This is a genomic window from Alteromonas macleodii ATCC 27126, from assembly GCF_000172635.2.
Lineage (GTDB): Bacteria > Pseudomonadota > Gammaproteobacteria > Enterobacterales > Alteromonadaceae > Alteromonas > Alteromonas macleodii.
In genome coordinates this window covers 1,141,573-1,158,019 of the sequence record NC_018632.1, presented here as the reverse complement: position 1 = coordinate 1,158,019, position 16,447 = coordinate 1,141,573, and the positions used below count along the sequence as shown (strand labels likewise).

Annotated in this window: 15 protein-coding genes and 1 pseudogene; 2 read left to right on the top strand and 14 right to left on the bottom strand. The window is 45.8% G+C overall.

The features are described 5' to 3' along the window. Window positions 1–28: 28 nt before the first annotated feature. The 7 genes and pseudogenes from MASE_RS04910 to flhA form a co-directional block, all read right to left on the bottom strand. Window positions 29–2,262: pseudogene (locus MASE_RS04910) on the bottom strand (chemotaxis protein CheA). A 12-nt stretch (window positions 2,263–2,274) separates the two neighbouring features. After that, a complete protein-coding gene (locus MASE_RS04905; protein WP_014948650.1) occupies window positions 2,275–3,030 on the bottom strand; it encodes a protein phosphatase CheZ in 756 nt (251 codons plus the stop codon). A 34-nt stretch (window positions 3,031–3,064) separates the two neighbouring features. Then, window positions 3,065–3,448 (bottom strand): chemotaxis response regulator CheY, encoded by a 384-nt coding sequence (cheY, locus tag MASE_RS04900; RefSeq protein ID WP_012517682.1) that lies wholly within the window; start codon window positions 3,446–3,448, stop codon window positions 3,065–3,067. Between the two features lie 36 nt (window positions 3,449–3,484). Beyond that, on the bottom strand, window positions 3,485–4,216 hold the full coding sequence (locus MASE_RS04895) for an RNA polymerase sigma factor FliA (protein ID WP_014948649.1): 732 nt from the start codon (window positions 4,214–4,216) through the stop codon (window positions 3,485–3,487). Next, window positions 4,213–5,079, bottom strand: a complete 867-nt coding sequence (locus MASE_RS04890; protein ID WP_014948648.1) for a MinD/ParA family protein — start codon at window positions 5,077–5,079, stop codon at window positions 4,213–4,215. Before MASE_RS04890 ends, MASE_RS04895 begins: the two co-directional genes overlap by 4 nt. Before the next feature lie 5 nt (window positions 5,080–5,084). Further along, the gene (flhF, locus tag MASE_RS04885) at window positions 5,085–6,494 is read right to left on the bottom strand and encodes a flagellar biosynthesis protein FlhF (RefSeq protein ID WP_014948647.1); all 1,410 of its coding nucleotides are present in this window, start codon (window positions 6,492–6,494) and stop codon (window positions 5,085–5,087) included. A gap of 29 nt (window positions 6,495–6,523) precedes the next feature. Then, window positions 6,524–8,623: a flagellar biosynthesis protein FlhA gene (gene flhA, locus MASE_RS04880; RefSeq protein WP_014948646.1), complete on the bottom strand. Its 2,100-nt coding sequence runs from the start codon at window positions 8,621–8,623 to the stop codon at window positions 6,524–6,526. 242 nt (window positions 8,624–8,865) lie between these two features. On the opposite strand from flhA, the gene MASE_RS04875 reads away from it, so the two are divergent. Together MASE_RS04875 and MASE_RS04870 are read left to right on the top strand one after the other, a co-directional pair. Further along, window positions 8,866–10,473, top strand: a complete 1,608-nt coding sequence (locus MASE_RS04875) for a L,D-transpeptidase family protein (RefSeq protein WP_014948645.1) — start codon at window positions 8,866–8,868, stop codon at window positions 10,471–10,473. Further along, a complete protein-coding gene (locus tag MASE_RS04870; protein ID WP_014948644.1) occupies window positions 10,466–11,440 on the top strand; it encodes a D-Ala-D-Ala carboxypeptidase family metallohydrolase in 975 nt (324 codons plus the stop codon). The genes MASE_RS04875 and MASE_RS04870 overlap by 8 nt, the downstream gene beginning before the upstream one ends. A 69-nt stretch (window positions 11,441–11,509) precedes the next feature. Here MASE_RS04870 and flhB read toward each other — a convergent pair whose 3' ends face one another. The 7 genes from flhB to fliM are packed head-to-tail and all read right to left on the bottom strand — an operon-like array spanning window position 11,510 to window position 16,423. Further along, the gene (flhB, locus tag MASE_RS04865; RefSeq protein WP_014948643.1) at window positions 11,510–12,634 is read right to left on the bottom strand and encodes a flagellar biosynthesis protein FlhB; all 1,125 of its coding nucleotides are present in this window, start codon (window positions 12,632–12,634) and stop codon (window positions 11,510–11,512) included. Window positions 12,635–12,640: 6 nt separating this feature from the next. Next, window positions 12,641–13,420 carry a flagellar biosynthetic protein FliR gene (gene fliR, locus MASE_RS04860; protein WP_014948642.1) on the bottom strand — a complete coding sequence of 260 codons (780 nt, stop codon included), beginning with the start codon at window positions 13,418–13,420 and terminating at the stop codon, window positions 12,641–12,643. Window positions 13,421–13,432: 12 nt separating this feature from the next. Next, the gene (gene fliQ, locus MASE_RS04855) at window positions 13,433–13,702 is read right to left on the bottom strand and encodes a flagellar biosynthesis protein FliQ (protein WP_012517675.1); all 270 of its coding nucleotides are present in this window, start codon (window positions 13,700–13,702) and stop codon (window positions 13,433–13,435) included. A gap of 8 nt (window positions 13,703–13,710) precedes the next feature. Beyond that, window positions 13,711–14,466 (bottom strand): flagellar type III secretion system pore protein FliP, encoded by a 756-nt coding sequence (gene fliP / locus MASE_RS04850; RefSeq protein WP_014948641.1) that lies wholly within the window; start codon window positions 14,464–14,466, stop codon window positions 13,711–13,713. Beyond that, on the bottom strand, window positions 14,459–14,911 hold the full coding sequence (gene fliO / locus MASE_RS04845) for a flagellar biosynthetic protein FliO (RefSeq protein WP_014948640.1): 453 nt from the start codon (window positions 14,909–14,911) through the stop codon (window positions 14,459–14,461). The genes fliP and fliO overlap by 8 nt, the downstream gene beginning before the upstream one ends. 28 nt (window positions 14,912–14,939) lie before the next feature. After that, on the bottom strand, window positions 14,940–15,347 hold the full coding sequence (gene fliN, locus MASE_RS04840; protein WP_014948639.1) for a flagellar motor switch protein FliN: 408 nt from the start codon (window positions 15,345–15,347) through the stop codon (window positions 14,940–14,942). 17 nt (window positions 15,348–15,364) lie between these two features. Further along, on the bottom strand, window positions 15,365–16,423 hold the full coding sequence (gene fliM, locus MASE_RS04835; protein WP_014948638.1) for a flagellar motor switch protein FliM: 1,059 nt from the start codon (window positions 16,421–16,423) through the stop codon (window positions 15,365–15,367). Window positions 16,424–16,447 lie beyond the last annotated feature (24 nt).

Genomic DNA, 16,447 nt, shown 5'->3' with positions numbered 1-16,447 from the left:
GGATTATTATTCCTGTTAATTCATCGCCTTACTTGATGGGTTTACGCGCATACCGTTTAAGCAGGCTCGGAATATCTAAAATTAGTGCAATTCCACCGTCTGATGTAATCGTGGCTCCCGCCATACCAGGCGTGCCTTGCAATAATGCATCAAGAGGTTTAATAACCACTTCTTCTTGGCCTATTAGCGCGTCTACTACGAATCCTACTTGTTGTGTACCAATTTGCACTACAACAACGTGTCCCTTTTCTCTATCGATGTTTTTGGGACCTCGAATCAACCATTCACCAAGGAAGAACAACGGAATTGCTTTTGAACGAACTATCATTGTTAGCTGGCCATCGACCGTGTTGGTCTTTTTGATGTCCATATTTATTATTTCGTTCACCGCACCTAATGGTAACGCAAAGGTTTGTTTTCCTACAACAATCATTAGCGTCGGAAGAATGGCTAGCGTTAGCGGAACTTTGATATCCAGTCGCGTGCCTTTTCCTAGCTGTGAATCTATGTTCACGGTGCCGTTAAGTTGGTTAATTTTAGTCTTAACCACGTCCATGCCCACACCGCGACCAGAAATATCACTAATTTCTGTTTTGGTTGAGAACCCTGGCGCGAATATCAAGTTAAACGCTTCAACATCCGACATCCGTGCAGCTGCGTCTGCGTCTAGTACACCGCGACTAATAGCAATTTCTTTAAGCTTTTCAGGATCCATTCCTTTACCATCATCTTCGATGGTTAGAAGAATATGATCGCCTTCTTGAGATGCCGATAGCTGAACCGTACCCATGCGCGGTTTACCCGCTGCAGCACGGTCATCAGGCATTTCAATACCATGGTCGACGGAGTTTCTCACCAAATGCACAAGTGGATCGGCCAGTGCTTCAACCAGGTTTTTGTCTAAATCAGTTTCCTCACCCACAAGCTCAAGGGTTATTTCCTTCTTCAAGCTTCTAGCGAGGTCTCGAACAACGCGAGGGAAACGACCAAACACCTTCTTGATAGGTTGCATGCGGGTTTTCATTACCGCACCTTGCAAGTCGCCCGTTACCACATCTAAGTTGGCAATGGCTTTGGACATGCTTTCGTCGTTACTGTTGATACCCAAGCTTATTAGCCTGTTTCTCACTAGTACGAGTTCACCCACCATGTTCATAATTTGGTCAAGGCGCTTGGTATCTACACGTACTGTAGTCTCAGCTGGAGGCGCAGCTGGTCCGCCTTCTTCTCATCTTTTCTAGGCGCTACTTTTGGTGCAGCAGGCGCGCTTGCTTTAGCTGGCGCTGCGGCGCTAGGAGCAGGCGTCGCTTTTGGCGCAGCTGGCGCTGCTTGTTTCGCTTTTTGAACCGCTTCTGTTGCTGCCTTATCTACAGGAGGCTCTGGCGCCTTTGAAACGGCTCCCTGCTTGGTAGGCCCTTGCCCTGAACCATGCAGTTGGTCAAGCAGTGCTTCAAATTCGTCATCGGTGATTTCTTCATCACCAGCTGCACTCGGCGTAACTGGTGCTGGAGCTGGTGTATTTGCCTTTGGCGCAGCTTCTTCACCACCAAACTTGCCTTTGCCATGTAAATCATCGAGCAGCGCTTCAAATTCTTCGTCGGTGATATCGTCGTTATCACTAGCGGCAGCAGGTGCAGCAGCCTTTGCAGGTTCGCTTTTAGCCGCTGAGGACTGTCCTGGTGCCCCAGAGCCATGAAGCTCATCAAGCAGCGCTTCAAACTCATCTTCAGTGATTTCGTCAATACCGCCGCTATCACCAGAACTTGGTGCCTGTGCAGTAGGCTCTTCAACAACTAATTCTGGCTCTTCAATCGCGGGCTCAGGTTCTGACGCCGGCGCGCTTTGTTCACCAAAAATATTCTCATCTGGAGATTCCGGGCGACTTAGTTTGTGTAACAAGTCTACTAGGTGTGCATCTGCTGGCTCTAATGGATCCCGAGCTTTCACTCGTTCAAACATTTCAACCACAACATCTGTGGCTTGCAGAATAATATCCATCAGTTCAGGGGTTAGTGTTCGTTGACCGTTACGCATTACGTCAAAGACGTTTTCTGCACCGTGACAAATTTCTACTAACTCGGTAAGAGACAGGAACCCTGCTCCCCCTTTAACTGTGTGATAACCACGGAAAATTGCATTCAGCAAATCCGCATCTTCAGGATTGTTCTCAAGATCAACGAGCTGTTCTTGTAATTGTTCAAGTATCTCTCCAGCCTCAACTAGAAAGTCCTGTAATATATCCTCGTCAACATCAAACGACATGCGCCCGCTCCCCTAAAAACCTAAGCTAGACAGAAGATCATCTACATCATCTTGGCCTGACACGACGTCGTCGCGCTTATCGGCATCAATGATAGGGCCTTCTGCCTCTACACCATCAACCTTATCGGCCTTAACGCTAGATGGTTTAGTTTGTTCTGCACCGTCGCGTTCACCAAACATGGTAAGCATGTTAACTAAGCTGTCTTCCACTTCTTTAACCAAGTCGATAACGCGGCGAATAACCTGACCAGTTAAGTCTTGATAACCTTGAGCCATCAATACTTCTGTAAGTAACTGTGTAAGTTTAGCTGACTGTGCCGAACCTTCTTCCAACAATTCGTCTAAGTCTGCGCATAAAGCCTTGAATTCACCCAACTCTATTTGGCGATTCATCAGCTTCTTCCACTCAGGCATAACCTTTTCGATGCGCGCCGACAGCATTTCAGCTATAGGCATGCTCGCTTCAACTGCATCCATAGTAGTATTAGCAGCTTTTTCAGTTTCTTCAATTACGTAGGTTAGGCGGGATTGTGCATCGGGAATATCATCGGTCGCGAGATTTTTAATGCGGTCGTCTATTTGGAAATTATTCAGCGCGTCATGGAGCTGACGCGTCAGTTTCCCTACTTCGGCAAATAACTCAACGTTTTCTTTCATTGAGGCCGCTTCTAATAGGGCATTGGCTGAAGCGTTGTCACCCTCTTCAAGGTAGGTGACAAGCTGTTTTGCTTCTTCCAACGAAATTGGAACGTTTACATTCGTTGACATCCAGTAAACCTCATTTCTCTGGTGAGCGTCTGGATCAACCTAAACGTTCGAATATTTTATCTAATTTTTCTTTAAGTGTTGCTGCAGTGAACGGCTTAACAACGTAGCCATTAACACCTGCTTGCGCAGCGGCAACAATTTGCTCTTTCTTCGCTTCAGCAGTAACCATAAGTACTGGTAGGTGCTTGAGCTTGTCATCGGCTCTAATCGCGCGAAGCAAGTCAATACCCTGCATTCCAGGCATGTTCCAATCGGTAACTACGAAATCGAAATCACCTTGCTGCAACATAGGCAATGCAGTACTTCCGTCATCCGCTTCCTGGATGTTGGAAAAACCCAAATCTTTAAGTAGGTTTTTGATGATACGTCTCATGGTAGAAAAATCATCGACCACGAGAATTTTCATGCTTTTGTCCAAAATAGCCTCCAGTGAGGGGTTAATTGTTATTAATTTCTATTCTTCGTCAGCTTGCCACGACTTCATTCGTGATTTGAGTTTTAACATGGCCTGACTGTGAATTTGACTGACTCTCGATTCACTTACATCAAGAACCTCACCAATTTCTCTTAGGTTCAGCTCTTCATCATAATACAGCGAAAGTACAATCGCTTCTCTTTCAGGTAATGTCGTAATTGCATGGGCAAGCGCTTTTTGGAAAGCGCCTTGCATTAAATCTTCCAGTGGTGCGTCGCTACCTCGATTTTGCTCTGTCGAAATAACATCTTCTGACACACCTAAATCTTCAATACCTACCAGCTTTCCGGCATTTACTTCATTAAGCATTTGGTGATAGTCCTGCAAGCTTACATTAAGCTTATCAGCAATATCAGAATCTCTAGCATCGCGACCTGTTTCGCTTTCTACTTGCGAAATTGCTTCAGTGATCGCTCGGCCATTTCGGTGAACTGAACGCGGTGTCCAATCCCCTTTGCGAATTTCATCTAGCATAGCACCGCGAATGCGAATACCGGCAAACGTTTCAAAGCTGGCTCCTTTTGAACCATCAAAGTTTCGCGCGGCTTCTAATAATCCAATCATGCCTGATTGAATTAAATCGTCTACAAGAACACTAGCCGGCAATCGCGCTATCAAGTGATGCGCTATACGCTTAACCAATGGCGCATGTCTTTCGACTAACTGCGCTTTATCGGTTTGTTGTTGATAAGCGGCTGCCTTGCTGTTCAACGCTGACTTCCTACGGCTTTTTCTGCAACTAATTGTTCAATGAAAAACTCTAAATGGCCACCTGGCTGCGCTGGAATAGGCCATGTTAAGGCTTTACTCGCCAACTGTGTTATTGCAACGGCTGCCGGTGAACCTGGGTAAGCATCGACAATGGCTGTTTGTTTACGCACTGCTTTACGAATGTTCTCGTCAAACGGTACTGTCGCCACTAATTCTAGTGCAACATCTAAAAAACGCCCTGTCACTTTGCTTAATTTACTAAATAGCTCTTGGCCTTCTCGCACGTCGCGCACCATATTAGCCACAACTTTGAAGCGGAAAACACCGTGCTCTCTATTCAGAATTTTTATCAATGCATACGCATCTGTCAATGAAGTAGGCTCGTCACACACAACGACCATGATGTCTTGTGAGGCTTTTGAAAAGCTCAACACCATGTCTGAAATACCTGCCGCTGTATCAACGATTAGCACGTCAATTTGCGAGCGCAGCTCACTAAAGGCACGAATTAGGCCAGCGTGTTGCGTTGGCGACAATTCTGCCATCGACTGCGTGCCTGATGTGGCAGGGGCGATCTTTATTCCGTGCGGACCGGTCACTAATACTTCATCAAGTGTACATTCGCCGGAAAGCACGTGGGATAAGTTTTTCTCAACACGCAAACCTAACATAACGTCTACGTTAGCAAGACCGAGGTCCGCATCGAGAACCATTACACGTTTACCTTGCTTCGCCATGGCGATAGCGGTGTTCAATGTAATGTTTGTTTTACCTACGCCACCTTTGCCACCGGTGACGGCGATTACTTTGATTAACCGTGATTGCTTCATTTTTCTTAAGCTACTCGCTTGGTCGTCAATCATACTGCTTATGCTGTTTTAATTGCGTTGTTACCACTAGTATGATTCAAACCGTACTTTTTATAAAGCTTTGCAGCAGCGGAAACCAAAGATTTCGCTTCTGCAATCTTAATGTCTTCAGGTACTTTTTGACCATCGGTGACATAACTAACCGGTAATTGGTATTCAACCGCTGCACTAAGCACCTCTCCTAAAGAGTAGCACTCATCTAACTTTGTGAAAATACAGCCACTTAGTTCAATATCATCATACGCTTGAATGATTCTCTGCAAAGCAGGATATTGCGTATTTGCTTGCGCTACCAAATATTTTTTAACATTTGGCATTTGTCCGTTATCAAACTGCTTAATTTGTTTAATTAATCGACTGTCTCTTTGACTAAATCCAGCCGTATCAATCAATACTAGTCGCTTATGACGAAGTTGGAATAATAAATCCGCAAGTTCTTCACTAGTCTGCGCTTTTCTCACCGTGCAGCCAATAATCTTTCCGTATGTCGCTAGCTGCTCATAGGCGGCAATTCTATACGTATCGATGGTAATCATCGCAACCGACTCTGCACCGTATTTTTGCGCATAGCGGGCAGCAAGTTTCGCAACGGTAGTTGTTTTACCGGTACCTGTTGGTCCTACTAATGCAACAGCACCTTGTGCGCTAAGTATATCGTTTCCTGTCACATTTATGCGATTAGCCAATAGGTTAAGAAGATATACCCATGCATCTCGTTCGTTGTAATGTGACGGCGTATAGCTAATAAGCTGTTTCGCTAACGCGTTGCTTAACCCCATATCGGTTAAACGGGTGATTAGATATTGATGAACAGGTTTTTGACGTTTGTTCTTAGCTTCCATCAAGTCGGCCACTTGATATTGCAATACATCGCGAAGAGACGCTAGCTCTTCCTTGATTTGCGCAAGCTCCGCTGACTGCGTCACAGAGGTATCATCCATACTTGACGCTTGATGCTCTGGGAAAGCGTTCTGACGAACTGGTTCATGAGAAGACTGCTGTGCTTCTACGTCGTCAATAAAGGCTTCTGAGAAGTCTAAGTGCGAAGCAATTTCATTGGCGTGCTTAGCATTCGCTGTCATTGGTTGGTTGGGTTGCGCGGGACTCGCTACGCCATTATTTCCACCGTGCTGCTTTTCTAGCAGTGCTTTAAGGCTATCAGGACCGTCGTCACCAATGATTTCGCTCAAGCTAGGCACTGCCTTTTGACCAGGTGTTTTTGCAGCGGCTTGTGGAGACGCTTTCGGCGTAAATAACTTCGCCTCAGGTTCTTTGTCGTAGGCTGCGACAAGCTCAATACCGTCAGCGACTTTGCGATTTGACATGATCACAGCGTCACTGCCCAATTCAGCTTTAACTTGGCTTAACGCCTCACGCATATCTTTGCCGAAGAAACGTCTAATTTTCATTGCAACCTCTCCAATCACCCAGTGTCAGATTATTGACCGACCGAACTGACTATTTTTATTTGTTTGTCGTCAGGCACTTCTTGGTAAGACAGAACATGAAGCCCAACAACCGAATATTTTAAGAAGCGAGACAGAACGGGTCGTAGCATGCCTGAGGTAAGGAGTACTGCAGGCTCTCCTTCTAACTCTTGCTGCTGACTGGCTTGCTGCAATGATTTTTGCAGCTTGTCTGCCAGACCTGGTTCTATGCCAGCGCCATCTTCGCCACCTGCTTGAAGTGACTGGTGCAACATCTGTTCCAACTCTGGCGCCAAGGTTATGACAGGTATCTCTTTTGCACCTTGAGTAATTTCTTGGACAATTAAACGTTTAAGGGCAATACGCACTGCAGACACTAAAACATCGGGGTCTTGGCTGCGCGTGCCGTACTCACTGAGTGTTTGTACGATTGTACGCATATCGCGAATAGGCACGCCTTCAAACAATAAGGTTTGCAGTACCTTCACGACGGTGCTTAGAGGAAGAATGTCTGGTACTAATCCTTCAACCAGTTTCGGATGCTGCTTGGCAAGCATATCAAGAAGTTGTTGCGCTTCCTCGTGCCCTAATAGTTGATATGCATTGTTAGAGAGTAATTGGCTTAAATGGGTCGCTACAACGGTCGCAGCGTCTACTACTGTGTATCCAAGGGTTTGTGCATGCTCCCGTTTATTGGGCTTAATCCATACTGCGTCCAAGCCAAACGCGGGGTCTTTAGTGGCACGCCCTTCTAATTTACCGAACACTTGCCCTGGATTAATAGCAAGTTCTTCATCGTGACTGATGATGGAATCCCCAATCGTTACGCCTAGCATAGCGATGGTGTAAGTGTTGGGCTCTAAATCCAAGTTATCGCGAATGTGGACAGGCGGAATAAGGAAACCCAGCTCTTGCGATAGTTTCTTACGTACGCCTTTAATGCGCGTCAACAACTCGCCACCTTGGGATTTATCGACAAGAGGAATTAAGCGATAGCCCACTTCCAATCCGATGGTATCTACCTGCTGAACATCATCCCAGCCAAGCTCTTTCACTTCAGGCGCAACCGATTCATCTTTTACCACATTGTCTGGCACTTTGGGCTCTGCGGCCTTTCTCTTTTCTTGGACCGACTGCCAGTAAGCAAAGCCTGCAATCAAGAATGAGAACCCTAAGAATGCGATATGAGGCATCCCAGGAATTATACCCATCACAAATAGAACGCCCGAGGCTATATAAAGAGCTTGATTATTACCAAGCTGACCGCGGATTTCTTTGCCCATTTCCTGAGTCTCGTTTTCACGAGTCACGATAATGGCTGTAGCGACCGAAAGTAATAATGAAGGGATTTGCGCCACCAGACCATCACCTATGGTCAGTATCGTATAGATTTCTATGGCGTTACCGAATGAAAGACCGTGCTGAATCATGCCTATGAAAAGACCACCAACAATGTTGATTAGCATGATAAAAAGACCCGCTACCGCGTCACCTTTTACAAATTTTGAGGCACCGTCCATCGACCCGTAAAAGTCGGCCTCTGCAGTAATTTCTTCGCGGCGCTTGCGCGCTTGGTCCTGGTCAATATAACCAGCATTCAAGTCGGCATCGATTGCCATCTGCTTACCAGGCATAGCATCTAACGTAAAGCGAGCACTTACCTCTGAGATACGTCCTGCACCTGCGGTCACTACTTTAAAGTTGATAATAAGAAGAATGGCGAAAACAACAATACCTACGGCGTAGTTACCACCAATAACGACCGCACCAAAGGCTTCAATAACCTTACCTGCTGCATCGCCGCCTTCATGTCCGTAAAGTAAGACAACGCGAGTAGAAGCCACGTTAAGCGCTAGTCTCAAAACGGTAGCGATAAGTAACACCAAGGGGAAAATGCCGAAATCTACTGGACGCTGGGTAAGTACAGCCACCAAGATAATGACTAGCGACAACGCAATATTAAAGCTAAACAGCACGTCCAGTAAGAATGGCGGCATAGGCAATATAACCATGCCCATAATTGCCAAAAGGACGATGGGTGCGCCTAAACCACTGGTAAAATTTTGCAGCTGATTTTTATCGAATCGCTGAAGATAACCGGATAACTGCATGGCTTGGTGTCTCTCTATCAGAAAATTGACGCTTTATGTGAATCTTCTAGTGAGTTTTCAACTAACGTGCCAGCTTTGTGTTTTACGCAAAAGTTATCCAAATCTGAGCTGTAATCATGCGTGATTACTGTCTACAGTGACTTGTATAGGGCGATTAAGATTTTGTATCCGAGGGACATACGAACAGTTTATAATTACGTCACTATTCCTAGGGCCTACTCTTCGTTTTAAAAGGATTATTCATGGTAGTGCTACAAAACCGTGTTGCAACGTTTTGTTGGGTCAGCCTTGTCATCATGCTGACTTTTAGTCATGTAGCTCATGCATCTAAGCAACCTAACTTACGACAGCGTGTGGAGAATTTGCTAGTTGATTCAGTGGAGATATACGGTTCACAAAATAGTAACCCATCTCGTGTGCACAATAGAGTTTTGGTAAGCGAGGTCTACACTCAACAGGGCTATCAGCTTATATGGTTTGGTACTAGTGATGCTGAAAACCGTCTTCAGGAACTCCTCCATGAAATTGCTGATTCAGAGTTACATGGCTTCTCGCCCGAGTATTACCACGCGTCAATGCTCGAAAGTCGCGACGCCAATACGGCACTCTTAGATGTACTAGCAACCGATGCCTTCATCAGTCAAACTCTGCATCGATTAAATGGGCTTGTTAGCCCCGCCAATGCAGATTCGCAGTGGTTCCTTAAGCAAAGAGAAGCGGATCCTGTGGCATCGCTAAATCACGCATTAACTAACGGTGTTTCTGCAACATTGCGGGCCATGTGGCCATCACACCATGAATACCAGTTACTGTTAGAAAAAAAGCGTAGTTTACTCACGGCAGTTTCTACAGTTACCACGCAAATTCCAGTTGGCCCAACACTTAAGCTGAACTCAACGAGCGAAAGAGTTGTGTTGCTGAAGTCTCGTCTTTTAGGGCCAGGCACCTATTCAGAGTTATTCGATAAAGATTTACTGGACGCGGTTAAGCAGTTTCAAATGTCTGCGGGCATAGAGCCAGATGGTATTGTGGGAAGTTCCACTTTAGAAGCATTAAATGCCACCACGTTTTCTTGGTTAGAAAGAATCGATGCAAACTTAGAGCGTTGGCGATGGCTTCCTCATCAAACTTGGTCAACATATTTACGCGTTAACATTGCGTCGTTTCAGTTGAGAGGATTTACTGAAGGTGAAGAAACACTGGGAATGCCTGTGATTGTCGGTACACCAGTGAGGCAAACGCCCGTTTTCGCTGAATCAATGAAGTATATGGTGTTTAACCCCTACTGGACCGTGCCTTTTAGTATTGCCACTAAAGACAAGCTGGCGAAATTAAAAACCAATCCTTCTTTATTGGTCGAGCAAGGTTACGAAGCCCAGCCCGCCGGTGTCAGCGGCTTCAGCCCTGTCGATAAGTTTGATTGGACAAATGTTAGCCGTGGTACGTTTCACTATACACTCAGACAAAAGCCCGGGCCGCACAATGCCCTTGGTAAAGTGAAATTCATGCTTCCAAATAAGCATGCCATTTATCTTCACGACACGCCCGATCACAGCCTTTTTTCGAAATTAGAAAGGAACTTCAGCTCTGGCTGTATCAGAGTCTCCAACCCTTTGAAGCTGTCTCAATGGGTACTCACTCATTCAGGCCAGACAGAGGCAATACCGCAAGCTGAGCAATTACTTCAAAGTGAAGAGACCAGTACACTGTATTTGAAGAAACCGATACCGGTTCTTATTGTGTACTTCACAGCGTTTGCAGATGAAGCAGGAACCATTGTATTTCGCCGCGATGCATACAATCGCGACAGCTATATTATTGAGAAATTGAAGGAGTTTAAACGTGCGTAAGTGTTTGTTAGTACTGATTGCTCTTTTAACTGTAGTGCGCGCCGGTGATGCGTGCTCCTTTGACAATGACACGCTCAACTCTAAGCTTGCTATTAATGGAAATATGGTTCCCTACCCTATTTTCTCTATTTTTGTAATGCCGAATAAAACGTTCACTGTTGAGTTTGACAATAAAAGCCATACTGGGAATTTTCAATTTCACCATGCGAACGGTGAAGCACTAAAGACGAGTTCGAACCTACCAATAGTTAGCGGGGTTGTGGGGAAAGCGCCAATAATGGCACCTAAGAAATCAGGGCACTATGTACTTAAAACCACCAACGCGCAGTCAGGTGAAACTGCGACGCTCAACGTCTTTGTGATGACATCTTTGGAAAAGGTAGACAAAACAGGTAAGTTAAACGGCTACACAATTGGTAAATATCCTGATAAGCCTTTAAAAAACAATCCCATTTATTTACCCCCATCAGGACTTATTGAGGTATCGCCAGAACAAACGGACGTAAGGTTGTCGCCCAATTTCACCCTAGGTCAATTTCTATCCAAGCAGCAACAAGGATTTCCCAAATATGTACATTTGCGAGCAGGCCTTTTGTTGAAACTGGAAAAAATACTGCACACCTTAAATGACGAAGGGCATGCTGTTGAAGGCTTAACCATAATGAGTGGATATCGCACTCCGTTCTACAACAAAGCTATTGGCAATGTTCAGTACAGCCGTCACGTTTGGGGTGGCGCAGCGGATTTCTATATCGATCAGTCACCGAAAGATGGGGTGATGGATGACCTCAATAAAGACGGTGTGGTAAACCGCGAAGACGCGGTATGGCTTGCGAACTTTATATCAAACATGTCTAAACAAGGCGCTTTCGGCCCAAGAATCGGTGGGCTTGGTATTTACGGTGCTAATGCGGCGCACGGGCCTTTTGTTCATGTGGATGTGAGAGGAACCCTAGCGCGCTGGTAGAACTGTTGGTTCGGGGCAAATAGCTATGCCCCACCTTCAAAGTCAATTTTCACCCATTCAGCAGTTGGGTTAGCGTCGGTACTCTGGTGGGATAGGCAAATCCCGTTTAAGTGGCTTAGGACGTTTGCCCTTACCTGCTCTATGCGCTTTTAACTGATAAACATGTGCGAGCACCTGCGCTACCGCCATAAATAACGCATTAGGGATCTCATCGTCCACTTCAGTGGAGTAGAAAATGGCGCGGGCAAGCATGGGAGAAGGGATCAACGGCACATCGTTGGCGGTAGCAATTTTTCTGATGTGCATCGCTAGCTCATCAGCACCTTTAGCGACCACAACCGGCGCCCTCACTCCCTTCTCATCATACTTGATAGCAACCGAGAAATGGGTCGGGTTAGTCACCACTACGTCTGCTTGTGGCACTTCCTGCATCATGCGCTTGGTTGCAGCCTGATATTGCAGACGGCGAATTCGGCCTTTAACCATAGGGTCGCCTTCCGCATTTTTCCGTTCGTCTTTAACCTCTTGCTTGGTCATCTTCATTTCTTTGTTGTGCTTATACATTTGATAAGGCACATCAATGAGCGCGATAGGGATCATACCGCACACCAGAATAAGAAACGCCCACTTAAGCATGTCGAGTGCGTGAAAGATGTTTCCCGGATAAAGCTCCATATCAAGGTGGAGCGCTTCATCTTCAAAGAACAGTAACGCTCCGATAGCCATGCCAATTATGACCACCACTTTCGCTATAGACTTGAGTAACTCAACCAAGCCGTTCATGCCGAACATACGCTTGAAGCCTTGAATAGGGCTCATTTTTGAACCCTTAGGTTTTGCACCTTCCCAGGTAAAGTTAAAACCGCCAAGGGCGATAGAGCCATAAATGCCCGCTATCATTGCCACAACCATGTATAGCAGCACGGTAGGACCTACTGCCGAAAAGGCTTCACCCCATGCGCCAAACATGTGGGTGATATCATAGGTTTCGTCACGAGAGAGAATGAACATTCTCTGAGTAAGTTTAAAAACAGATTCAGCAATCCACCCGCCCACAAACAAGAACATAAAAGCACTGACGATAAGTACTAGGGTCGTAGAGAGTTCACGGGATCGGGCTAGCTGCCCTTTTTTTCGGGCATCTTCGAGTTTTTTCCCCGTGGGGTCTTCTGTTTTTTCGCTTGAATCTGCCATGTTTTCCTACGAACAAATATTCAATAGTTCACACATAAACTGTTCGGCTCTAAACCATTGGGTTTCGAAGTGTGCAGTAAAGTTATCAAGTGTTATCCAAATAATCAGTAATCCCATTACCTGAGCAATGGAAAAACCAATACTAAAAATGTTTAGCTGTGGTGCAGCTTTGGTCATTACGCCAAACGCCAAGTTCACGATAAGCAGCGAGACGATTGGCGCAAGGGAGAGGGTCACTGCCGATATAAACATCCAGCCGGCCCAATGGGCAATATCGCGGAACTGTTCACCGGTCCACCATGCTTCGCCTATGGGAAACGCCTCAAAGCTCATGACTATCATTTGGATCATGGACAAATGCCCATCCAAAGTCCAAAACAACAAAGTCGCCAATATCAGATAAAACTGACCTACCGCTGGCACGTTAATACCATTGACTGGGTCAACAATAGACGCAAAGCCCAAACCGGTTTGCATTGCTATAACTTGGCCAGCAAGCACAAAGGTATTGAGCACCATCATTGATATAAAACCAATAGCAATGCCAATAAGTAATTGCTGAACAACGATTAAAAATGTGCCCACATCCACCAAATTTTCTATGGGTGACGGAGGCACTACCGGCATGATAATGAGCGTGAGCATTATACCCAACAAGGCTCTTACCTGCGGGGGAATGGATTTAGCACTCAAGCCAATCATGGCCACGAATAAGCCGCTAATGCGCATAAACGGCAGCAGCATGTCTGCTAGAAATTGATTGATGGTCGCAAGTTCGACTTCCACAGCTTTAGCCTTCTATCCCACAACCTGCGGGATCATATCAACCATTCTGAAAGTAAAGTCCATAAGCTGTTGCACCAACCAGTTGCCTCCCCAGCTCAATGCGAGAAGCGTAACAAGCAAGCGGGGCAAGAAACTCATGGTCTGTTCGTTGATACTTGTCGCCGCCTGGAAAACAGCAACAACTAGACCTACGATCAAGCTTGGAACAATCACCGCAGATACCAACACAATAACCATGAACATGGCTTCTCGCAGTATTTCTACAAAGACTTCTGGTGACATAAGCCCTCCTAGACGCCCATACCGAAGCTGGTCGCCAATGTACCGAAAATCAGGTTCCAACCATCAACCAACACGAACAACATGAGTTTAAACGGCAAGGATACAATCATAGGTGAAAGCATCATCATACCCATAGCCATCAATATAGACGCTACCACCAAGTCAATAATAAGAAAGGGAATAAATAGCATAAAACCAATTTGAAACGCGGTTTTAAGTTCACTGGTTACAAAAGCCGGAATAAGGATGGTCAGCGGTACTTCATTGGTGTCAGCGTATTTTCCTTCGTCTCCGGCTATCCGTACAAACGTTTCTAAGTCTTTTACCCTTGTTTGTGAAAGCATGAATGCGCGCATAGGGCCTTTGGCTTGCTCCAAAGCGTCTAAACTGGTGAGTTGCTCGTTAAGGTAAGGCTGTAAAGCTCGCTCGTTCACCTCTTCAAACACCGGCGCCATAATAAACATGGATAGAAACAAACTAACGCCAATGAGTATCTGGTTTGACGGTGATTGCTGTAAGCCAATCGCCTGACGCAAAATAGACAACACCACAATAATACGCGTGAAAGAGGTCATCATCATGATAAACGCAGGAATAAGGCTTAGCGCCGTCATGATAAACAGCGCTTGAAGCGTCATGGTGTAGTCTTGAGAACCATCTTGATTGGTTGTCACCGTGACTGCAGAAATCCCCTGTTGAGCATAGGCGGGCTCAACGAGAAGTAATAAGGGCAGTATTAAAAGTAGCCAGGCAAACTTACGCATCTCTCGACTCTTCCTTTGTTTTATTCTTTTCTATATTCGGGTTGAGCTTTCCCGCCATGGCAGCAACAAGTTTTTGTTTAAACGCATCGGCACCATTTTGTTGCTCGCCTGTGGTTTTGTTCACACCTTTCACAGGCACATCGAGATTCTTATCTAATTTGCTTAAATGAGAGATGTTGTGACTGGTTACACCAATGAGGTGCTGCTCTTCACCTACCTGAATCACCATGATTTTTTCTTTTGTGCCAACAACCATGCTGGCCGCGACTTTCATTTGATTTCCACCCATCGCAGTGACATTAAATCGACGCATCACATAAGCCAGGGCGAAAATGACGCCAACGACGACGAGCAAGGATAGGAAAATTGACAGTACCGACGTGGGATTGGTGATTGACTGGGTCGACTGCGCGACGGCTATCTGGCTAAATAAAAGGGGCAGCATTGCGCAACCCCTTACTTTATAAGAAGTTTTATCTGAGCTTCTTGATTCTCTCAATTTGACTAATAACATCCGTTAATCGAATACCGAATTTGTCGTTGACCACTACTACTTCTCCATGAGCAATCAACGTGCCATTAACTAATACATCTAGTGGCTCACCGGCAACACGATCCAGCTCCACCACAGAACCCTGGTTCAACTGTAGCAGATTTCGGATACTTATTTGACTACGACCGACTTCCATCGAAATAGTCACAGGTATATCTAGAATGGTATCTAGCTTTTTCTTTTCTTCTTGCGTAATCGGCGCGTCGTCAGTTAATTCGTCAAGTTCAGCAACTTGTACGTCTTCGTTATCGCCAGCCTCTTGTTCCGCTTCAGATTCGGCTTGTTCGGCCATTGCCGCTGCCCAATCGTCCATACCGTCTTCACTCATGGGAACTCCCCTCTACCTTACAGGTCTTCTTCGAGTACTTGCAGTTCTGCGTCATTATCAATAATGCGCCCACCGCGGGTTAATAACTGTAGCTCAGACTTCACTGAAGTCGGTCTTGCAATCTTCTCTACAATTTTCAGTGCCAAATTGTCGCGACTGCGACCTAATTTAGCCCTGAACGTGGGTAAATCTTCAATTAATACTGTGATGGTTTCTGGCATCTCCACAGGGATGATATCGCCAGGTTTAAACTCCATCACATCGCGAAGCGGTACATCAACGTCTAGCATATGCGTAGTTAACGCTACTTTAACGTCCATGATTTCATCGCGAAGGGCCTTACTCCAACGTAAGTCTGTATCTTCTTTATCGCTTTGAACACCTGCATCAAGCAATTCGCGAATGGGCTCTAACATTGAGTATGGCAAGGACACGTGGAAGTCGCCACCGCCGCCATCTAGTTCGATATGGAACGAGCTGATGACCACCACCTCGGTCGGGCTCACAATGTTCGCCATCGCAGGGTTTACTTCTGAGTCCAAATATTCAAACGACACATCCATGACTGGTGCCCAGGCTTCTTTATAATCTTCAAAGATTATTTTAAGCAGCATCTGGATAATACGGCGCTCCGTTGGCGTAAACTCCCGGCCTTCAATTTTCGCATGATAGCGACCATCACCACCAAAGAAGTTGTCTACCAGAATAAATACCAAGCGGGCTTCCATGGTGATAAGCCCCGTACCTTTAAGTGGACGGAAACGCACCATGTTCAAACTCGTTGGAACGAATAACGTATGAATATATTCGCCAAACTTGATCATCTGAATACCGTTAATCGATACTTCAGCTGAACGTCGCATCATGTTGAACAAACTCACACGCATGTGACGTGCGAAACGTTCATTAACTATTTCAAGCGTAGGCATACGCCCACGCACAATTCTGTCTTGCGAGGAGAAGTCGTACTCGAGCGTAGAAGCATCAGAGTCGCTACCGCCGACCTCTTCTTCTTCTACATCATCTACCCCGTGTAATAGGGCATCGATTTCATCTTGAGATAATAAATCACTCACCGTCTTCTACCTTACTTAGTCAAT